Annotated in this window: 14 protein-coding genes; 6 read left to right on the top strand and 8 right to left on the bottom strand. The window is 71.0% G+C overall.

What is annotated here, in order from left to right:
- Positions 1–251: 251 nt before the first annotated feature.
- A complete protein-coding gene (locus ACFWVP_RS27890) occupies positions 252–1,301 on the bottom strand; it encodes a hypothetical protein (RefSeq protein ID WP_384500721.1) in 1,050 nt (349 codons plus the stop codon).
- Positions 1,302–2,094: 793 nt separating this feature from the next.
- On the opposite strand from ACFWVP_RS27890, the gene ACFWVP_RS27885 reads away from it, so the two are divergent.
- A complete protein-coding gene (locus tag ACFWVP_RS27885) occupies positions 2,095–2,433 on the top strand; it encodes a winged helix-turn-helix domain-containing protein (RefSeq protein WP_384500720.1) in 339 nt (112 codons plus the stop codon).
- A gap of 500 nt (positions 2,434–2,933) precedes the next feature.
- Here ACFWVP_RS27885 and ACFWVP_RS27880 read toward each other — a convergent pair whose 3' ends face one another.
- Positions 2,934–3,794, bottom strand: coding sequence for a 3-hydroxybutyryl-CoA dehydrogenase (locus tag ACFWVP_RS27880; RefSeq protein WP_384500719.1), 861 nt, complete (start codon positions 3,792–3,794; stop codon positions 2,934–2,936).
- 201 nt (positions 3,795–3,995) lie between these two features.
- On the opposite strand from ACFWVP_RS27880, the gene ACFWVP_RS27875 reads away from it, so the two are divergent.
- Positions 3,996–5,249, top strand: coding sequence for a glycoside hydrolase family 10 protein (locus ACFWVP_RS27875; protein ID WP_384500718.1), 1,254 nt, complete (start codon positions 3,996–3,998; stop codon positions 5,247–5,249).
- 49 nt (positions 5,250–5,298) lie between these two features.
- Here ACFWVP_RS27875 and ACFWVP_RS27870 read toward each other — a convergent pair whose 3' ends face one another.
- Entirely contained in the window at positions 5,299–5,502 is a 204-nt protein-coding gene (locus ACFWVP_RS27870; RefSeq protein ID WP_384500717.1) for a DUF1918 domain-containing protein, read from the bottom strand.
- 42 nt (positions 5,503–5,544) lie between these two features.
- Positions 5,545–6,519, bottom strand: a complete 975-nt coding sequence (locus ACFWVP_RS27865) for a DMT family transporter (protein WP_384500716.1) — start codon at positions 6,517–6,519, stop codon at positions 5,545–5,547.
- On the opposite strand from ACFWVP_RS27865, the gene ACFWVP_RS27860 reads away from it, so the two are divergent.
- The 4 genes from ACFWVP_RS27860 to ACFWVP_RS27845 all read left to right on the top strand — a co-directional run bounded on the left by ACFWVP_RS27860 (position 6,518) and on the right by ACFWVP_RS27845 (position 10,353).
- Positions 6,518–7,987, top strand: coding sequence for a PLP-dependent aminotransferase family protein (locus ACFWVP_RS27860; protein ID WP_384500715.1), 1,470 nt, complete (start codon positions 6,518–6,520; stop codon positions 7,985–7,987). The two genes, ACFWVP_RS27865 and ACFWVP_RS27860, sit on opposite strands and share 2 nt — an antisense overlap.
- Complete coding sequence (locus ACFWVP_RS27855) at positions 7,984–8,421, top strand: GNAT family N-acetyltransferase (protein ID WP_384500714.1); 438 nt, start codon at positions 7,984–7,986, stop codon at positions 8,419–8,421. The genes ACFWVP_RS27860 and ACFWVP_RS27855 overlap by 4 nt, the downstream gene beginning before the upstream one ends.
- A 74-nt stretch (positions 8,422–8,495) precedes the next feature.
- A complete protein-coding gene (locus ACFWVP_RS27850) occupies positions 8,496–9,071 on the top strand; it encodes a histidine phosphatase family protein (RefSeq protein ID WP_384500713.1) in 576 nt (191 codons plus the stop codon).
- Between the two features lie 121 nt (positions 9,072–9,192).
- Positions 9,193–10,353 (top strand): serine hydrolase domain-containing protein, encoded by a 1,161-nt coding sequence (locus ACFWVP_RS27845; protein ID WP_384500712.1) that lies wholly within the window; start codon positions 9,193–9,195, stop codon positions 10,351–10,353.
- Here ACFWVP_RS27845 and ACFWVP_RS27840 read toward each other — a convergent pair.
- Genes ACFWVP_RS27840 through ACFWVP_RS27825 form a run of 4 tightly spaced genes read right to left on the bottom strand, consistent with a single transcriptional unit; the run spans position 10,347 to position 14,418 of the window.
- Positions 10,347–11,015, bottom strand: coding sequence for a response regulator (locus tag ACFWVP_RS27840; protein WP_384500711.1), 669 nt, complete (start codon positions 11,013–11,015; stop codon positions 10,347–10,349). The two genes, ACFWVP_RS27845 and ACFWVP_RS27840, sit on opposite strands and share 7 nt — an antisense overlap.
- Positions 11,012–12,316 (bottom strand): sensor histidine kinase, encoded by a 1,305-nt coding sequence (locus ACFWVP_RS27835; RefSeq protein WP_384500710.1) that lies wholly within the window; start codon positions 12,314–12,316, stop codon positions 11,012–11,014. The genes ACFWVP_RS27840 and ACFWVP_RS27835 overlap by 4 nt, the downstream gene beginning before the upstream one ends.
- The gene (locus ACFWVP_RS27830) at positions 12,309–13,469 is read right to left on the bottom strand and encodes an acyltransferase (RefSeq protein ID WP_384500709.1); all 1,161 of its coding nucleotides are present in this window, start codon (positions 13,467–13,469) and stop codon (positions 12,309–12,311) included. Before ACFWVP_RS27830 ends, ACFWVP_RS27835 begins: the two co-directional genes overlap by 8 nt.
- Complete coding sequence (locus ACFWVP_RS27825; protein WP_384500708.1) at positions 13,462–14,418, bottom strand: alpha/beta hydrolase; 957 nt, start codon at positions 14,416–14,418, stop codon at positions 13,462–13,464. The genes ACFWVP_RS27830 and ACFWVP_RS27825 overlap by 8 nt, the downstream gene beginning before the upstream one ends.
- Positions 14,419–14,525 lie beyond the last annotated feature (107 nt).

Here is a 14,525-nt window from a genome sequence, read left to right as displayed (position 1 = left end):
TCAGCCTGCCGATTCTCGGAGCTATTATCTCGTTGAGTTCGACCTGTCCAGGCGCGACCAATTGAAGGAGAATGTGTCCAGTCCAACTGCCGACAGCCAGGTCTCATCTGGCGCGCCTCATCCGGTGTCGAACCACCAGCGGGTTTCCCCAATCCGACCCCATCATCTGCTGTACGCCTCGGTAGTCCTGTGCCCGGCAGCCTCGGAGTTCGACGCCGTCCGTGGCGCGCTGCAGGCCATGTCCTCTAGGCTCATATCTCGCGCTCAGATTTTCTGCTTGAGCTCTTCCTGAATCCGCGTTCGGCTCCGCGCACATTATCCAGGACGTCCTTACCCTGGCGATCGACGAGGCGTGTGACGCTTTCTTGCAGTATGCCAAACAGGATCGCCCAAGCAATAATCTGCGGACCGCTATCAAGATTCGAAAGACCAGGAATGAATCCACCATGGATCAGAGCGAGACCCATTAGGGCAGCCAAGGCCCCCACTGGTATCCGGAGGAGCACGAGCATCAAGGGAACCGCATACGGGGTAGACGTCCCCTGAATCTTTTTTAGGGACACTGCCGCCGCGAAGGCCGCCGCAGCAGAACCAAAGGCCATGACGATCAACATGTCTTGGCCTGTCTCAGAGTCTCCAATTGGGCAAACCTTTTCGTTTGTATCTGGATCTGGGGTAAAGCAGATGTTCGACACGATCGAGGATGGAGACAAAAAGCCCCAAAGAATAAAAACTCCAGCAATGACCGCAGTTGCCACAACGGACGCCAGCAGTATGTTTCGGAAACTCCTGGCCCTCGCCCGCTCCTTTTCTTCTGCCATCTGGGCGGCTAGCAGCGTCGTCACAGCGAGCTCACGCATTTCTTCGGTGAGACTATGATCGTTACCCCGGAGCCGCGCCTCCAGCTTGGCACGACGGGGATCGTCGTCACCCAGGTGCTGTCTGGCAATTGCCAGCACGAGTGGCCCCAACTCGGCTAGCTCTTCCTTAGGGGTAAGGCGAACGATATGCGCTTCCGCTCTGTGTATATTGGCGAATGCTCGGTCGATATCCGCTCCGGAAATGGTGGACCACGGGTTCTTTTTTCGATTCGCCGCCTGTCGCGCCGCATTGAGATGCGTTTCAACCTTGGTCGCGATTTGTTCTTCATCCGGCGCAAGCCCCGACTCCAGTGACCTGATGCGGTTGAGTTGACACTGGAGTTCCGCTATTCGGACAACGGTACGCTGCCACCAGGAGGATCTGGCGTATCCAGCCACATCTTCATCCACGTCCAAACTCGCGTTCTTGGTGGAAGACATGACGACACCTCCGAGGTTCCTCGCGTTATCAGTGTGCCTTATTCTGCGCCGCGCTCGACAACTCTCATGCTAGGCGCGTTGCAGACCAGGTGCATCTCAAAAAGACCATGGCTCCCTCAATGATTTAAGCATCAAGGGTGAAATTGTCGACTGAACGATTCTCTGCTCTCCTGTTGAGGCGTGACAACGGTGCGGACCGTACTGATCTTCAAGGGACTGGTACGTCTACGGCCAGTTGAGCTCGATTTGTCAGCGGTGGTTGGGCGTTGATGGGGTCGACGGTTTGCCCTTGATGTCCCGGGTCGTTCGGGGTGGGCCGTCGCGTGACGCTCGGCTGCGCCGAGTTCCACGGGCCCGGAGTGTTGCTGGTATTCCTGGAAGCAGGGATGCGCCCTGGTGGGCGAAGCGCGGAGTGAGGACGGCACCCAGATCTGCTGCCAGCTCGGCGAGTTCGCCCTCCTCGCGAAATCGGACGACGAGCGAGTCGGGGAGGGGGATGTCGCGAGGAGGCCGTTCCACTGATGTGCGGTACAGCTCGACGAGACCATCCTGTGGGAGCTCGTCCAGGCACCGATCGAAGGCAGCGGTGCGGCTGCCTGTGAGAACGGCGAGCCCTTGGGCCTTGGGCAGAGGTGTGAGCACAGGCGGGGCAGCCGACCATCGCCGTCCGCTCCAGTCGATGGTGACCGGTCGAAGGGATCGCCAGGGCGCCTGCGGCTTTCGGCAGACCACATCACGAACTGGAGCGAGAATTGGAGCGCGGTCCCCTCGCCCATGGCCGGGCTGACCAGCGGTGGACGCTGGCCCGGGTGAAGACGCTGATCGGGCGGTGTTCCACGTCAGCTACACGGTGGAGGGGACATGGTGGCTGCTGAAGCGTCATGGCTGGTCTTGGCAGCAGCCGGCCCGGCGGGCGATCGAACGTGACGACGAAGCCGTTGAGCTGTGGAAGACGGAGGTGTGGATCACGCAGCTGACCGCGCGGATCGAGGAACTCGGCCGGGCCGTCGAGGAAGTCGGGTCACCCGACGGATGCCTGTGGATCTGCCCGAGTCGCAGGGGTTTGTGCCGTGAAACGGCTCTCTCATATTCGGTGGCGACGGCTTGTGCCGATATCCGAGGAAGAGAGTAACCGTCAGGATCTGTAGCTCAGTTGAGGTAGATCATGCTGCGCGGCTCTCGTCTCGTTCGACGAGGAGGACGTTCTCGAAGCGGGCGCAGACCCGGACGAGGGCGACGAGGTGCGGTGGCCGCTCGTCAGCGGGGTCTGGGACGCGCGCTGAGCAGGCAGGGAGGTCTGACCGCGAACGCTCACGGACGCTTCGGGACCGTGATCGGACAACACGAATGCGTAGGTCCCGGGTCCGAGTCGCCAGAAACTTTTCAGGGACTCTCGGCTCTGTCGGAGGGACATCCGAGGGAGTTTTCGCAGTACATGCACGGAAGGCTGCGACAGCGCCGAAAGGCTCGGGGCTTCGGGCCCGCTCATCCGTGCCGTCGCTCCGTAGCGCTCCGGCGTGGCGTCGGGTCCGCGGTAGGAGACGAGGCCCCTCGGGCCGCACACGGTCCTGACCAGGGGTGACGTGCCCCGGCGGGCCCGGCGGCGTGAGCGCCGGGCCCGCGGGCGGGCGGTCAGCCGTACGGGTAGAAGCCCGACCCAGTCTTCCGCCCGAGCCGGCCCGCGTCGACCATCCGCTGGAGCAGCGGGGGAGCGGCGTACAGGGGCTCCTTGTACTCCGCGTACATGGAGTCGGCGACCGAGGCCACGGTGTCCAGGCCGATCAGGTCGGCGAGCTTCAGTGGGCCCATCGGGTGGGCGCAGCCCATCTCCATGCCGTTGTCGATGTCCTCGCGGCTCGCGATGCCCGACTCGAACATCCGGATCGCCGACAGCAGGTACGGGATCAGGAGGGCGTTGACCACGAACCCGGACCGGTCCTGGGCGCGGATCGGATGCTTGCCGAGCACGTCCTGCACCACTGCCTCGGCACGCTTTATCGTCTCGTCGGACGTCGTCAGCGCGGGGATCAGCTCGACGAGCTTCTGTACCGGGGCCGGGTTGAAGAAGTGGATGCCGATGACCTGGTCCGGCCGGGAGGTCGCCACGGCCAGCTTCACCAGCGGGATGGAGGAGGTGTTCGAGGCGAGGATCGCGTCCGGCCGGGTCACCACCTGATCGAGCACCTGGAAGATCTCGGTCTTGACCTGCTCGTTCTCCACGACGGCCTCGATGACGAGATCGCGGTCGGCGAACTCACCGAGGTCGGTGGTGAAGCTGAGGCGGCCGAGTGTCTCGTCGCGCTCCTCCTCGGTGATCTTGCCGCGTTCGGCGGCCTTCGAGAGGGAGTTGTGGAGCCGGGTGCGCCCTATCTCCAGCGCCTCGCCGGTGGTCTCGGCCACCTTGACCTCGAGGCCGCTGCGGGCGCACACCTCCGCGATGCCTGCGCCCATTTGGCCACAGCCCACCACTCCGACGCGTGCAATGTCGGCCATAGAGTCCGTCACCTCGTGCCTTTCGCTGATCTCCGTGCGGCAGTCCCGTTTGATTCCGGTGCCCGCCTCGACCCCACGACGTTACTCCGCGATCCGGCCCCGGTGACCTGCGGGTCGTGCGGTCCCGGGGTGGGCATGATCCGTGTCACGCACCACAGCCGGAGTGGCACACAAGGGCAGAGAGTCGAAAGGTCTGAGGAAATGCGGCAATTCGGTCGAAGGTCGTTCGTGCTGAGCGCAGCCGCCACGGTGGCCGCCCTGATGACGGCGGGCGATGCCGTCGCGGCACCCCGGCGACACGCCCCGGGGCGGCGCCGCAGGGCAGGGGAGGGCGAGCTGCGCGGTGTCTGGATCTCCACGGTCGCCAATGTGGACTGGCCCTCGGCGCCGGGTCTGACCGCGGCCGCCCAGCAGGCGGAGCTGCTGGACCATCTGGACCGGGCCGTCGAACTCCGGCTGAACGCCGTGATCCTCCAGGTCCGGCCGACCGCGGACGCCCTGTGGCCCTCCCCGTACGAGCCCTGGGCGCAGTACCTCACCGGCGTACAGGGCAAGGACCCCGGCTGGGACCCGCTGGGGACGGCGGTGCGCGAGGCGCACGCACGCGGTCTGGAGCTGCACGCCTGGTTCAACCCGTACCGGGTGGCGAACCACACCGACCCCTCGCGGCTCGTCGCCACCCACCCGGCCAGAATCCACCCGGAATGGGTACTGCCGTACGGCGGGAAGCTCTACTACAACCCGGGGCTGCCGGAGGTCAGGGAATTCGTCCAGGACGCGATGCTCGACGCGGTCACCCGCTACGACATCGACGCGGTCCACTGGGACGACTACTTCTACCCCTACCCGGTGGCCGGCCAGGTCTTCGCCGACGACGACGCGTACGCGCGGTACGGCGCCGACTTCCCGGACCGGGCCGCCTGGCGCCGCGACAACACCGACCGGCTGGTGCGGGAGACGGCCGAACGGATCAAGGAGATCAAGCCGGGGGTCCGGTTCGGGATCAGCCCCTTCGGGGTGTGGCGCAACGCCGCGACCGATCCGCTCGGCTCGGACACCCGGGCCGGTGTGCAGACGTACGACGACCTGTACGCCGACACCCGGAAGTGGGTGAAGGAGGGCTGGATCGACTACATCTGCCCACAGCTCTACTGGAACATCGGCCTCGCCGCCGCCGACTACGCGAAGCTGGTCCCCTGGTGGGCCGAGACCGTCCGCGGTACGGGCGTCGGCCTGTACCTCGGGGAGGCGCTCTACAAGGCCGGCGACCCGGCCCAGCCCGCCGCCTGGCAGGACCCGGCCGAACTCTCCCGCCACCTCGGCCTCGCGGCCGGTCACCCGGAGGTGGGCGGTCACGTCTTCTTCTCCGCGAAGCACGTGAAGGCCGACCGGATCGGGGCCATGGCCCGCGTGGTGGCCGACCACTACCAGGTGCGGGCCCGTACCCCGCGCTGACCGCACGTCCGCGCCGGAGACCCACGGGTCTCCGGCGCGGGTGCGCGCGCTACCGGTTCCGGTCCTCGGGGGCGGTGTGCCGGACGACGCTGTCGGGGCCGGGGGCCATGATCGATTCGTGCCCGTCCTCGAAGCGCAGACGGTACGGGGGGTTGCCCCCCTCGCCGAGCACTTCGACGATCTCTGCGACGCGGTCGTGCTGACCCACGGTCCTGCCGTGTGTCAGCAGCTGGTCGCCCGCGTGTGCCTCCATCGGGAGTGACCTCCTCACGGGTGGCGGTCCATGTCGACAAGTCTATGACTCGATGCCCATTCCGCCTCCTGTGCGGCCTGTCGCACGGCTCCCGCCGGCCCGCTTCGCCCGGCCCGCGCGCTGTGTGACGGCGATACACACCAGCACGGCCACCGCCGCCGCCGGAGCGGCCGCGGACACCTGCTCGCCCAGCGCCAGGAACGACCAGACCAGGGTGAGCAGCGGCTGTGCCAGCTGGAGCTGACTGGCCCGCGCGACCCCGATCTCCGCCATGCCGCGGTACCAGACGTACAGGCCGAGGAAGGTCGACCCCGCCGCGACCCAGACCAGTCCCACGATCCCGTGCGCGGTGAGGTGCACCGGCTCGAAGGCCAGCGCCAGGGCCGTACCCGCCACGGCGAGGGGCAGGCAGAGGACCAGGGCCCAGCCGATCACCTGCCAGCCCGGCATCACCGAGGCCAGCCTGCCGCCCTCGGTGTACCCAGCCGCGCAGACCAGCAGCGCGCCGAACAGATACAGATCCCCGCCGGACAGGGCGCCGCCGCTCTGCAGCACCGTGAAGAGGATCACCACCGCGGCCCCGGCCAGTGCCGCGGCCCAGAAGGCGCGCGGCGGGCGGGAACCGGTACGCAGTGCCGCGAAGAGCGCCGTCGTCAGCGGCAGCAGCCCCACCACCACGGCCGCGTGCGAGCTCGTGGACGTCCGCAGGGCGAGCGTCGTCAGCAGCGGGAACCCGATCACGACCCCGCCCGCGACGACCGCGAGAGGGCCCCAGTGGCGGCGGTCCGGCACCGGGACCCGGCCCGCGAGGAGGAAACAGCCCGCCAGCAGCGCGGCGAGCAGGCTGCGCAGCGCCACCAGGGACCACGGGCCGAAGCTCTCCAGTCCCCAGACGGTGGACGGGAAGGTCAGTGAGAAGGCGACGACGCCGAGCCCGGCGAGCAGGACGCCACCACGGTCGGAACGCCCGTCGACTGCTATCGATCCGGGAGGAATAGCGCTATCCTGTGCTGTCATGCATGAGCGTAGCAGTGTCGCGGAGCTGGCCAGTTCCCTTCGAGGTGAGCTGAACCGCTACTCTCCAGGTGGAAAGCTGCCGTCCAGTCGCGCCCTCGTCGAACGCTTCCGGGCGAGCCCCGTGACCGTCTCCCGGGCCATCGCGCAGCTCGCCGCCGAAGGACTGGTCGTCACCCGGCCGGGCGCCGGAGCCTTCCGGGCCGAGCCCCGCACGGGAGTACCGGTACCCGGCGACACGTCCTGGCAGGAGGTCTCCCTCAGCGGCGGCAGCGGGCCCGAGGTCGTGCCGCGCACCGTCGACGCCTCCGGCGTCCTGGTCACGCTCGCCGCACCGCCGCCGGGAGTCGTCGAGTTCAACGGCGGCTACCTCCATCCCTCGCTCCAGCCCGAGCGGGCCATGGCCGCCGCACTGGCCCGGGCCGGCCGCCGTCCCGGAGCGTGGGGAAGGCCACCCACCGACGGGCTGGGCGAACTCCGCGACTGGTTCGCCCGCGAGATCGGCGGCACGGTCACCGGCGACGACGTCCTGATCACCGCGGGCGGCCAGAGCGCCCTGGCCACAGCGCTGCGGGCACTCGCCCCGCCCGGCGCCCCCGTACTCGTCGAATCCCCCACCTACCCGGGCATGCTCGCCGCGGCCCGCGCCACCGGACTGCGCCCGGTCCCCGTGCCGGTGGACACCGAGGGTGTACGCCCCGACCTGCTCGCGGCCGCCTTCCGGACCACCGGGGCGCGGGTGTTCGTCTGCCAGCCGCTCTTCCAGAACCCGACCGGCGCGGTCCTCGCACCGGACCGGCGCGCGCAGGTCGTCCGGACGGCCCGGGAGGCGGGCGCCTTCGTCGTCGAGGACGACTTCGCCCGCCGCCTCGCCCACGCGGACGCCGGACCGCTGCCCGCGCCCCTGGTGGCGCACGACCCGGACGGCGTCGTCGTCCACGTCTGCTCCCTCACCAAGGTCACCTCGCCGAGCCTCCGGGTCGGCGCGCTGGCCGCCCGCGGCCCCGTCCTGGAACGCCTGCGCGCCATCCAGGTCGTCGACAGCTTCTTCGTGCCGCGCCCGCTCCAGGAGGCCGCGCTCGAACTCGTCGGCTCGCCCGCCTGGGGGCGCCATCTGCGCGCCGTGGCCGCCGAGCTCGGCAGCCGCCGCACCACGATCACCGCCGCCGTCCGCAGCCGGCTGCCCGAACTCGCCCTGCCCCACGTGCCGTCGGGCGGCGGCAGCCTCTGGCTCCGGCTCCCCGGACCCGGAGCCGACGAGCCCGCCCTGGTCTCCGCCGCCCTGCGGGCAGGCGTCGCCGTCGCCCCCGGCCGCCCGTACCACTGTGCCGAACCCCCCGCCGGTCACCTCCGGCTGAGCTTCGCCGCGGTCGCAGGACCCGCCGAGATCGCCGAGGGCGTCCACCGGCTGCGCGCCGCCTGCGACGAGCACTCCGGCCGGCCGACCAGGGCCGATAACCTGCGCCCATGACCGATACCGACGCCTCCGAGCAGCGTTACGAGATCTCCGACGACCCGTCCCGGCTGGATCACGCCCGCATCCACCACTGGCTCTCCACGGACGCCTACTGGGCCCTCGGCCGCACCCGCGAGCACCAGGACCGGGCGATATCCGGCTCTCTCAACTTCGGCGCCTACGACCGCGCGACCGGTGAACAGCTCGCCTACGCCCGGGTGGTGACCGACCACGCCTCCTTCGCCTGGCTCTGCGACGTGTACGTCGACCGGTCGGCCCGTGGCCTCGGCCTCGGCACCCGGCTCGTCACCACGATCCGCGACCTGCTCGCCCCGGCGGGCGTGCGCAGGTTCCTGCTGGCCACGGACGACGCCCACGGGGTGTACGCGAAGGTGGGCTTCGAGCCGCTCGGAACCCCCGAGAAGTGGATGATCCTCCAGACCGGCTGACCCGGAAGCGCTTGCAGCCGAACCGCCGCCCGCCCCCTTGACCGGTGCGGCGGTTCGGCTCCACGATCGCGCCCATGAGTGTTCGCGTCTCACTGGTCGCCGCAGCACGCAGCTCCGCCCTGCTCGCCGAGCGCTTCGACGACGACCGGCCGCTCGACCACACGGGTTGGCACGAGGTGCAGCTCGCCGCGCGCGCCCTGGTGCCGCTCGCCGCGGCCGAACTGCGCTACTGCTCGCCCACGCCCCGCAGCCGCGCCACCGCTGACGCCCTCGGCTTCGCACCCATGGCGCAGCCCGCCCTGCGCGACTGCGACATGGGCCGCTGGCGCGGCCTGACATTGGCCGACGTCGCCGCCCGCGAACCGGCCTCCGTCGACACCTGGCTCGCCGACCCACGCGCCGCCCCGCACGGCGGCGAACCGCTGCTCGCCTTCATCACGCGGATAGGCGGCTGGCTCGACACCCGCCCCGTCTGCGACGGCTTCATCGTCGCCGTCGCCGAACCCGCCGTGGTCCGCGCCGCCCTCGTCTACGCCCTGAAGGCCCCGCCGTCGGCGTACTGGAACGTGGACGTCCACCCGCTGTCCACCATCACGCTCACCGGCCTGCGGGGCCGCTGGAGCCTGAACCTCGAAGCGCTTTTCCGCTGACCGGTGAGCGTGATCGAGGGAACCGCGCGGCGCCCGGGTCGAAGGAACCACGTGTACGGCACCTTCCCGCCGGTCCGACCAGTCGGTACGGTGCGTACTCCCGAGACGAGGAGCGAGAACCGTGCCGCACATCCATGGCCGCTGCGACGACCGGTTCGCGGCGGTGCGCGACGCGTTCGCCGCGAATTTCGCGGAGCGTGACGAACTGGGCGCGGCCGTCACCGTCCTCCTCGACGGTTCCCCCGTGGTGGACCTCTGGGGCGGCTGGGCCGACAAGGACCGGACCCGCCCGTGGGAGCGGGACACCGTGGTCAACGTCTGGTCCACGACCAAGGGCCCGACCGCGCTCTGCGCCCACCTCCTCGCCGACCGCGGCCTCCTCGACCTGGACGCTCCCGTCGCCCTGTACTGGCCCGAGTTCGCCGCCGCGGGCAAGGGGTCCGTACGCGTACGCCACCTGCTGTCGCACCGTTCGGGCCTCGCCGGTCTGCGCGATCCGCACACGCTGGCCGAGCTGTACGACTGGGAGCTGACCACCGCACGGCTCGCCACGACCGAGCCGTGGTGGGAGCCGGGCACCCGCTCCGGATACCACGCGATCACGTACGGCTTCCTCGTCGGCGAGGTCGTCCGCCGCATCACCGGCCTGCTGCCCGGGGAGTTCCTGCGCCAGGAGATCACCGGGCCCCTGGACATCGACTTCACCGTCGGCCTCCCGGAGAAGGACGCCGGCCGGGTCGCCGAGCTCGTCCAGCCCAGGACCGACGCCCGCGAACAGGCCGCCCTCTTCGCACGGATGGAACCGGTGGCCATCGCCTCCATCCTCAACCCCGTCACGGGCACGGCCGCCGCCAACACCCCCGAGTGGCGGGCCGCGGAGATCCCCGCGGCCAACGGCCACGGCACCGCCCGCGCCGTCGCCGCGCTCTACGGCATCGTCGCCGGACGAGGCAGCCTGAACGGCCACCGCGTCCTGTCCGAGGAGGCCGCCGAACGGATCCGCGAAGGGCAGGGCAGCTGCCGGGACCTGGTGCTCGGCGCCGGCTTCACCCACGACACCGAGCTGGGCCTCGGCCTCTGGCTGAGCGGCCCGAACGGCTCGTACGGCCCCAACCCGCGCGCGGTGGGCCACGACGGGGCGGGCGGCTCCTGCGGCCTGGCCGACCCCGAGGCCGGGGTGTCGCTCGGCTACGTCATGAACCGCATGGGCCCGAACATCGCCGACGACCCGCGCAAGATGGCACTGGTCGACGCCTTGTACGGAGCCCTCCCCGTTCAGTAACCGGCCGGGCGCACCAGCCCCGACTCGTACGCGAACACGGCGGCCTGGGTCCGGTCGCGCAGGCCCAGCTTGACGAGGATCCGGCTCACATGCGTCTTCACGGTCTGCTCCGCCACGACCAGCCGCCCCGCGATCTCCGCGTTGGACAGCCCCTGCGCGATGAGGGACAGCACCTCCGTCTCGCGTTCCGTGAGAGCGCCGACCCGGTCCCTGCTCGGGGCGCGCGGGGCGGTGCTCACCCGGGAGAACTCGGCGATCAGCCGCTTGGTGATGTTCGGGGCCAGCAGCGCGTCACCCGCCGCCACCACCCGTACCGCCCGGGCGAGTTCGGCGGCCGAGGCGTCCTTCAGCAGGAATCCGGAGGCACCCGCGCGCAGCGCCTCGTACACGTACTCGTCGAGATCGAACGTCGTCAGGACGAGGACCCGTACGGTGGAACCGGGCGCCCCGGTGATGCTGCGGGTCGCGTCGATCCCGCCCAGCCGGGGCATCCGGATGTCCATCAGGACGACGTCCGGGGCCAGTTCGGCGACCTTCTCCACCGCGTCCACGCCGTCGACGGCCTGGCCGACGACCTCGATGTCCGGCTCCGCGTCCAGCAGCACCGTGAAGCCCTGGCGGACCATCATCTGGTCGTCGGCGATCAGCACACGGATGGTCATACGGATCCCTCCAGGGGAAGTGTCGCCATGACCTCGTAGCCCCCGCCGGGCGTCGGTCCGTGCACGAGATCACCGCCCAGCATGGCGGTCCGCTCGCGCATCCCGAGCAGCCCGTGCCCCACACCGGCGGACCGTGCGGGCGGGTCGTCCGGGGCGGTGTTGGTGACCCGGACGGTGACGCCGGCCGAGTGGTAGCCGATCTCGACCCGCGCACGGGCCCCGGGAGCGTGCCGCATCACATTGCTGAGCGCCTCCTGCACGATGCGGAACGCCGACAGCTCGACCCCCGGCGGCAACGGCCGCCGGGTGCCCGTCGTCTTCGTGGTCACGGCCACCCCGGCGCCCCGGACCTTGCCGGCCAGCTCGTCCAGCCGGTCGAGGGTCGGCTGCGGGGCGTGCCGCACCCCGTCCGCGACGGCGTCCTCGGAGCGCAGCACACCGAGGACCCGGCGCAGCTCGGCGAGCGCCTCCACGGCGTTCTCCCGGATGCCCGCCAGATTCTCCCTGAGCTCGTCCGACGGATTCTCGACCAGATGCGGGGCGACCTGCGCCTGGATGGAGATCACCGACATGTGGTGGGCGACCACGTCGTGCAGCTCGCGGGCGATCCGGTTGCGTTCCTCCAGGAGGGTGCGCCGGGCCCGTTCCTCCGCCGTGAGCTCCGACTGCTCGACCAGCTCCGTGCGGGCGACCCGCAGCGCCCGCAGCGCAGCGCCGATGACCACGGCGGTGACGGCGGCGAGGGCGGCGCGGTCCAGGGCGTGGTCGTGGGCCCGGGTCGTGAACGAGACGGAGAACGCCACCGCGAGAAGGCTGACCACGAGCGCGGTGACCGCCCGGCGCGGACGGACCCGGAGCGCCAGCAGGAACAACGCCCCCGCCTGCAGGGCGATCTCGGGCACGGTCGGGAACATCTCGTAGGGAGCCAGTGCCGGTTCCGCGAGCCGCACGCTGACGAGCATGAGGGCCAGCGACACCCACCAGGCGTACAACGGCCGGGACATCCCGGCGATCAGCGCCGCGGACTGGGCCACGGCGAGCAGCACGGCGTGGGCGGGGATGCCCACGCCGTGCGGTATCAGGTCGTAGACGTGGAACAGGGCGACGGCCCCCGCACCGAGGGCCAGCAGCATCCCGAACACCGGCCGCCAGACCGGTGCTCCTGGCCGGCCCACGGCCGGCAGCGGGTCGACGGGCAGCGCCCACAGGTCGTCGTGGAGTCCGCGCGGCAGCCCGCGCAGCCACTCCACCAGCCGTCGCCCGGCCACCACCGCCCCTGTCACGCTCCTCAGCCTATGCATGACGCGACTCCGGGACCGGGGCGGGGGAGACCTTCCGCACGACCGTCGAACGGCCGCCGCCCCGCGTCTCGTACGCACCGAACGCGGCCCGGCACACCAGCAGGACCAGGGCGAACACCGGCAACCAGGCCAGCCGGGCGAGGACCCAGCCCGGACCGTCGGGCACGTCGTGCAGCCCGGGGAGCGGGCCCGTCAGGAAGAGCGCGGTCGAGGTGACCACGATCATCGCCGTCTGGTGCCACAGGAATATCGTCATCGCCGACAGATTCACCAGCGCCGTCACCGCCCACACCCCGGGCCGCGCCAGCACCCGGCGCAGCGGACCCGACAGCAGCAGGGCACCGCCGCACTGGGCGAGCCCGAAGGCGACGGCGGCGAGCGTCGGCGGGTCGAGGTTGGAGAGCTCACCGCCCGGCACCCCGACCATGGAGGCGGGATAGCCGGCGAACAGCACGAGCCCCACGGCCGCGCCCGCGCCCCCGAGCAGCAACACCCAGCCGGTCCGGCGGCTGCTCAGCCTGCCCCGCGCCCAGCCGGCCCCCAGGCAGTACGGCACCAGCCAGCCCGCCACCACGTTGATCCGGCCGAGTGAGGCCGGGCCGTCCAGCCCCAGCCGTAACAGGTCCACGTGCAGGACCACCGCGAGCGGCCACAGCGGATGCAGCCGGGCCACCAGCGGCGTCGCCGCCGTCAGCGCCGCGAAGACCAGCAGGAACCACATCGGCGACCACACCAGCTTGCCCAGCGCGCGCACCGTCCCCGGGTCCACCCCGGAGAGCAGCATCACGCCCGCCGCCGCGGCCCACACGGCCAGGACCACGGCGACCGGCCGGAACAGCCGCACCATCCGGGCCCGCAGCCACCGGCCGTACGACTCGCCCCTCGCACGGGCGGCGGCGTAACCCCTCGCGCCCACCTGCCCGCCCACCAGGAAGAAGACCGCGAGCGTCTGGAACACCCAGGACACCGGGGTGAACTCCGGCATGTGCCCGAGCGGACTCGCCCCGTGCACCGTGCCGCTGTCGGCGACCAGCGCGGTCACCAGCCAGTGGCCGAACACCACCCCCAGGATGGCCAGGGCACGCAGGGCGTCGACCGCGCGATCGCGGTCCGGGGGAGTCGCGGACTCGATACGGCGCACGAGGTCACGCATGACGCCCCGCCTCTCCCGCCACGATCGCCGCGATGCTGCGCAGCGGGACGGAGCCCGGCTCCAGGTAGTCGCTGTGCCCGCCGTCTCCCGCGTCGAAGACCTCGGCGCCGAACTCCGGCGCGACCGGATCGGTCCCGAACCCGACGGTGGCGAAGGGCAGTTCCAGCTCCAGATGCGGGACGCCGGCGATCCAGTCTTCGGCGCCCCGGCCGGCCCGGACGGTGGCCCCGGTGCGGAGGGCCGCGGCACTGTCGGCCCCGGTGCCGGGGCTGCCGTACAGCACGAGCTCCGCGACGTCGAGCCCGGACGCGGCCTCGGCGCAGACGACGGAACCGTAGGAGTGGCAGAGGACGGAGACCCTCGCGGCGGGCCGCGACGCCCCCAACTCCCTTACGAAGAAGGTCAGTCGCGGCGCCGCCTCGTCGGCCCGCCCCGCAGTCAGCGCCGCCGGGCTCACCGTGGCCGGTGTCCGGTAGCCGAGCCAGGCGACGACCGCCGACCCGCCGCCCAGCTCCCCGAGGAGCGCCTCGGCACCGCGCCGCAGGCGCCCGTAGTGGTCGAGGTCCACGCCCGCGCCCGGCACCAGTACCGCTATCCGGCGGGCCCGGGACAGATCCCCGAAGACCTCGGCGGTACGGCCCCCGTCACGCCCGTCGAAGGCGAGGAAGTGCCGCCCGGGCGCGGCCATGGCCCGCAGCGAGGCGGCGCGCTGCCGGTCGCCGTGCCGCAGTGCCATGCGCTCGGCCGCCCGGATGCCGTCGCGGCCCGCCGTGTACCGCTCCCGGAGCGCCGCGGGGGTCGCGGCTCCCAGCGGGCCGAGGACGGCCGGGGCGGGAGCCGGAACGGCGGCGGGGCGGGCCGCCCCCGACACCGGCAGGGCCACGGACGCGGTGACGAGCGCGGTGAGCAGGGCGCGACGCAAGCGGTTGCCGCGTGGGCGGGACGCCATGAGGAGGTCCTTCCGTACCGGGTGTTCCTGGTGAATCCGGTACCGAAGTTATGGAGCGCCCCGGGTGGTCGGCGTCCCGCTGTGGAGTGCACCTGTCACGTAGCTCT

Origin of the sequence: Streptomyces sp. NPDC058637 (assembly GCF_042717325.1) — a bacterium.
In the GTDB taxonomy this organism is placed as follows: domain Bacteria; phylum Actinomycetota; class Actinomycetes; order Streptomycetales; family Streptomycetaceae; genus Streptomyces.
Note: the sequence above shows the minus strand (reverse complement) of the source record. Positions and strands in the feature narration are given on the sequence as shown.

Coding starts and splice junctions, on each gene's coding strand:
- ACFWVP_RS27890 (WP_384500721.1), bottom strand. CDS start 1,301: ATGTCTTCCACCAAGAACGCGAGTTTGGACGTGGATGAAGATGTGGCT.
- ACFWVP_RS27880 (WP_384500719.1), bottom strand. CDS start 3,794: ATGGCCGACATTGCACGCGTCGGAGTGGTGGGCTGTGGCCAAATGGGC.
- ACFWVP_RS27875 (WP_384500718.1), top strand. CDS start 3,996: ATGCGGCAATTCGGTCGAAGGTCGTTCGTGCTGAGCGCAGCCGCCACG.
- ACFWVP_RS27870 (WP_384500717.1), bottom strand. CDS start 5,502: ATGGAGGCACACGCGGGCGACCAGCTGCTGACACACGGCAGGACCGTG.
- ACFWVP_RS27860 (WP_384500715.1), top strand. CDS start 6,518: ATGCATGAGCGTAGCAGTGTCGCGGAGCTGGCCAGTTCCCTTCGAGGT.
- ACFWVP_RS27865 (WP_384500716.1), bottom strand. CDS start 6,519: ATGACAGCACAGGATAGCGCTATTCCTCCCGGATCGATAGCAGTCGAC.
- ACFWVP_RS27855 (WP_384500714.1), top strand. CDS start 7,984: ATGACCGATACCGACGCCTCCGAGCAGCGTTACGAGATCTCCGACGAC.
- ACFWVP_RS27850 (WP_384500713.1), top strand. CDS start 8,496: ATGAGTGTTCGCGTCTCACTGGTCGCCGCAGCACGCAGCTCCGCCCTG.
- ACFWVP_RS27840 (WP_384500711.1), bottom strand. CDS start 11,015: ATGACCATCCGTGTGCTGATCGCCGACGACCAGATGATGGTCCGCCAG.
- ACFWVP_RS27835 (WP_384500710.1), bottom strand. CDS start 12,316: ATGCATAGGCTGAGGAGCGTGACAGGGGCGGTGGTGGCCGGGCGACGG.
- ACFWVP_RS27830 (WP_384500709.1), bottom strand. CDS start 13,469: ATGCGTGACCTCGTGCGCCGTATCGAGTCCGCGACTCCCCCGGACCGC.
- ACFWVP_RS27825 (WP_384500708.1), bottom strand. CDS start 14,418: ATGGCGTCCCGCCCACGCGGCAACCGCTTGCGTCGCGCCCTGCTCACC.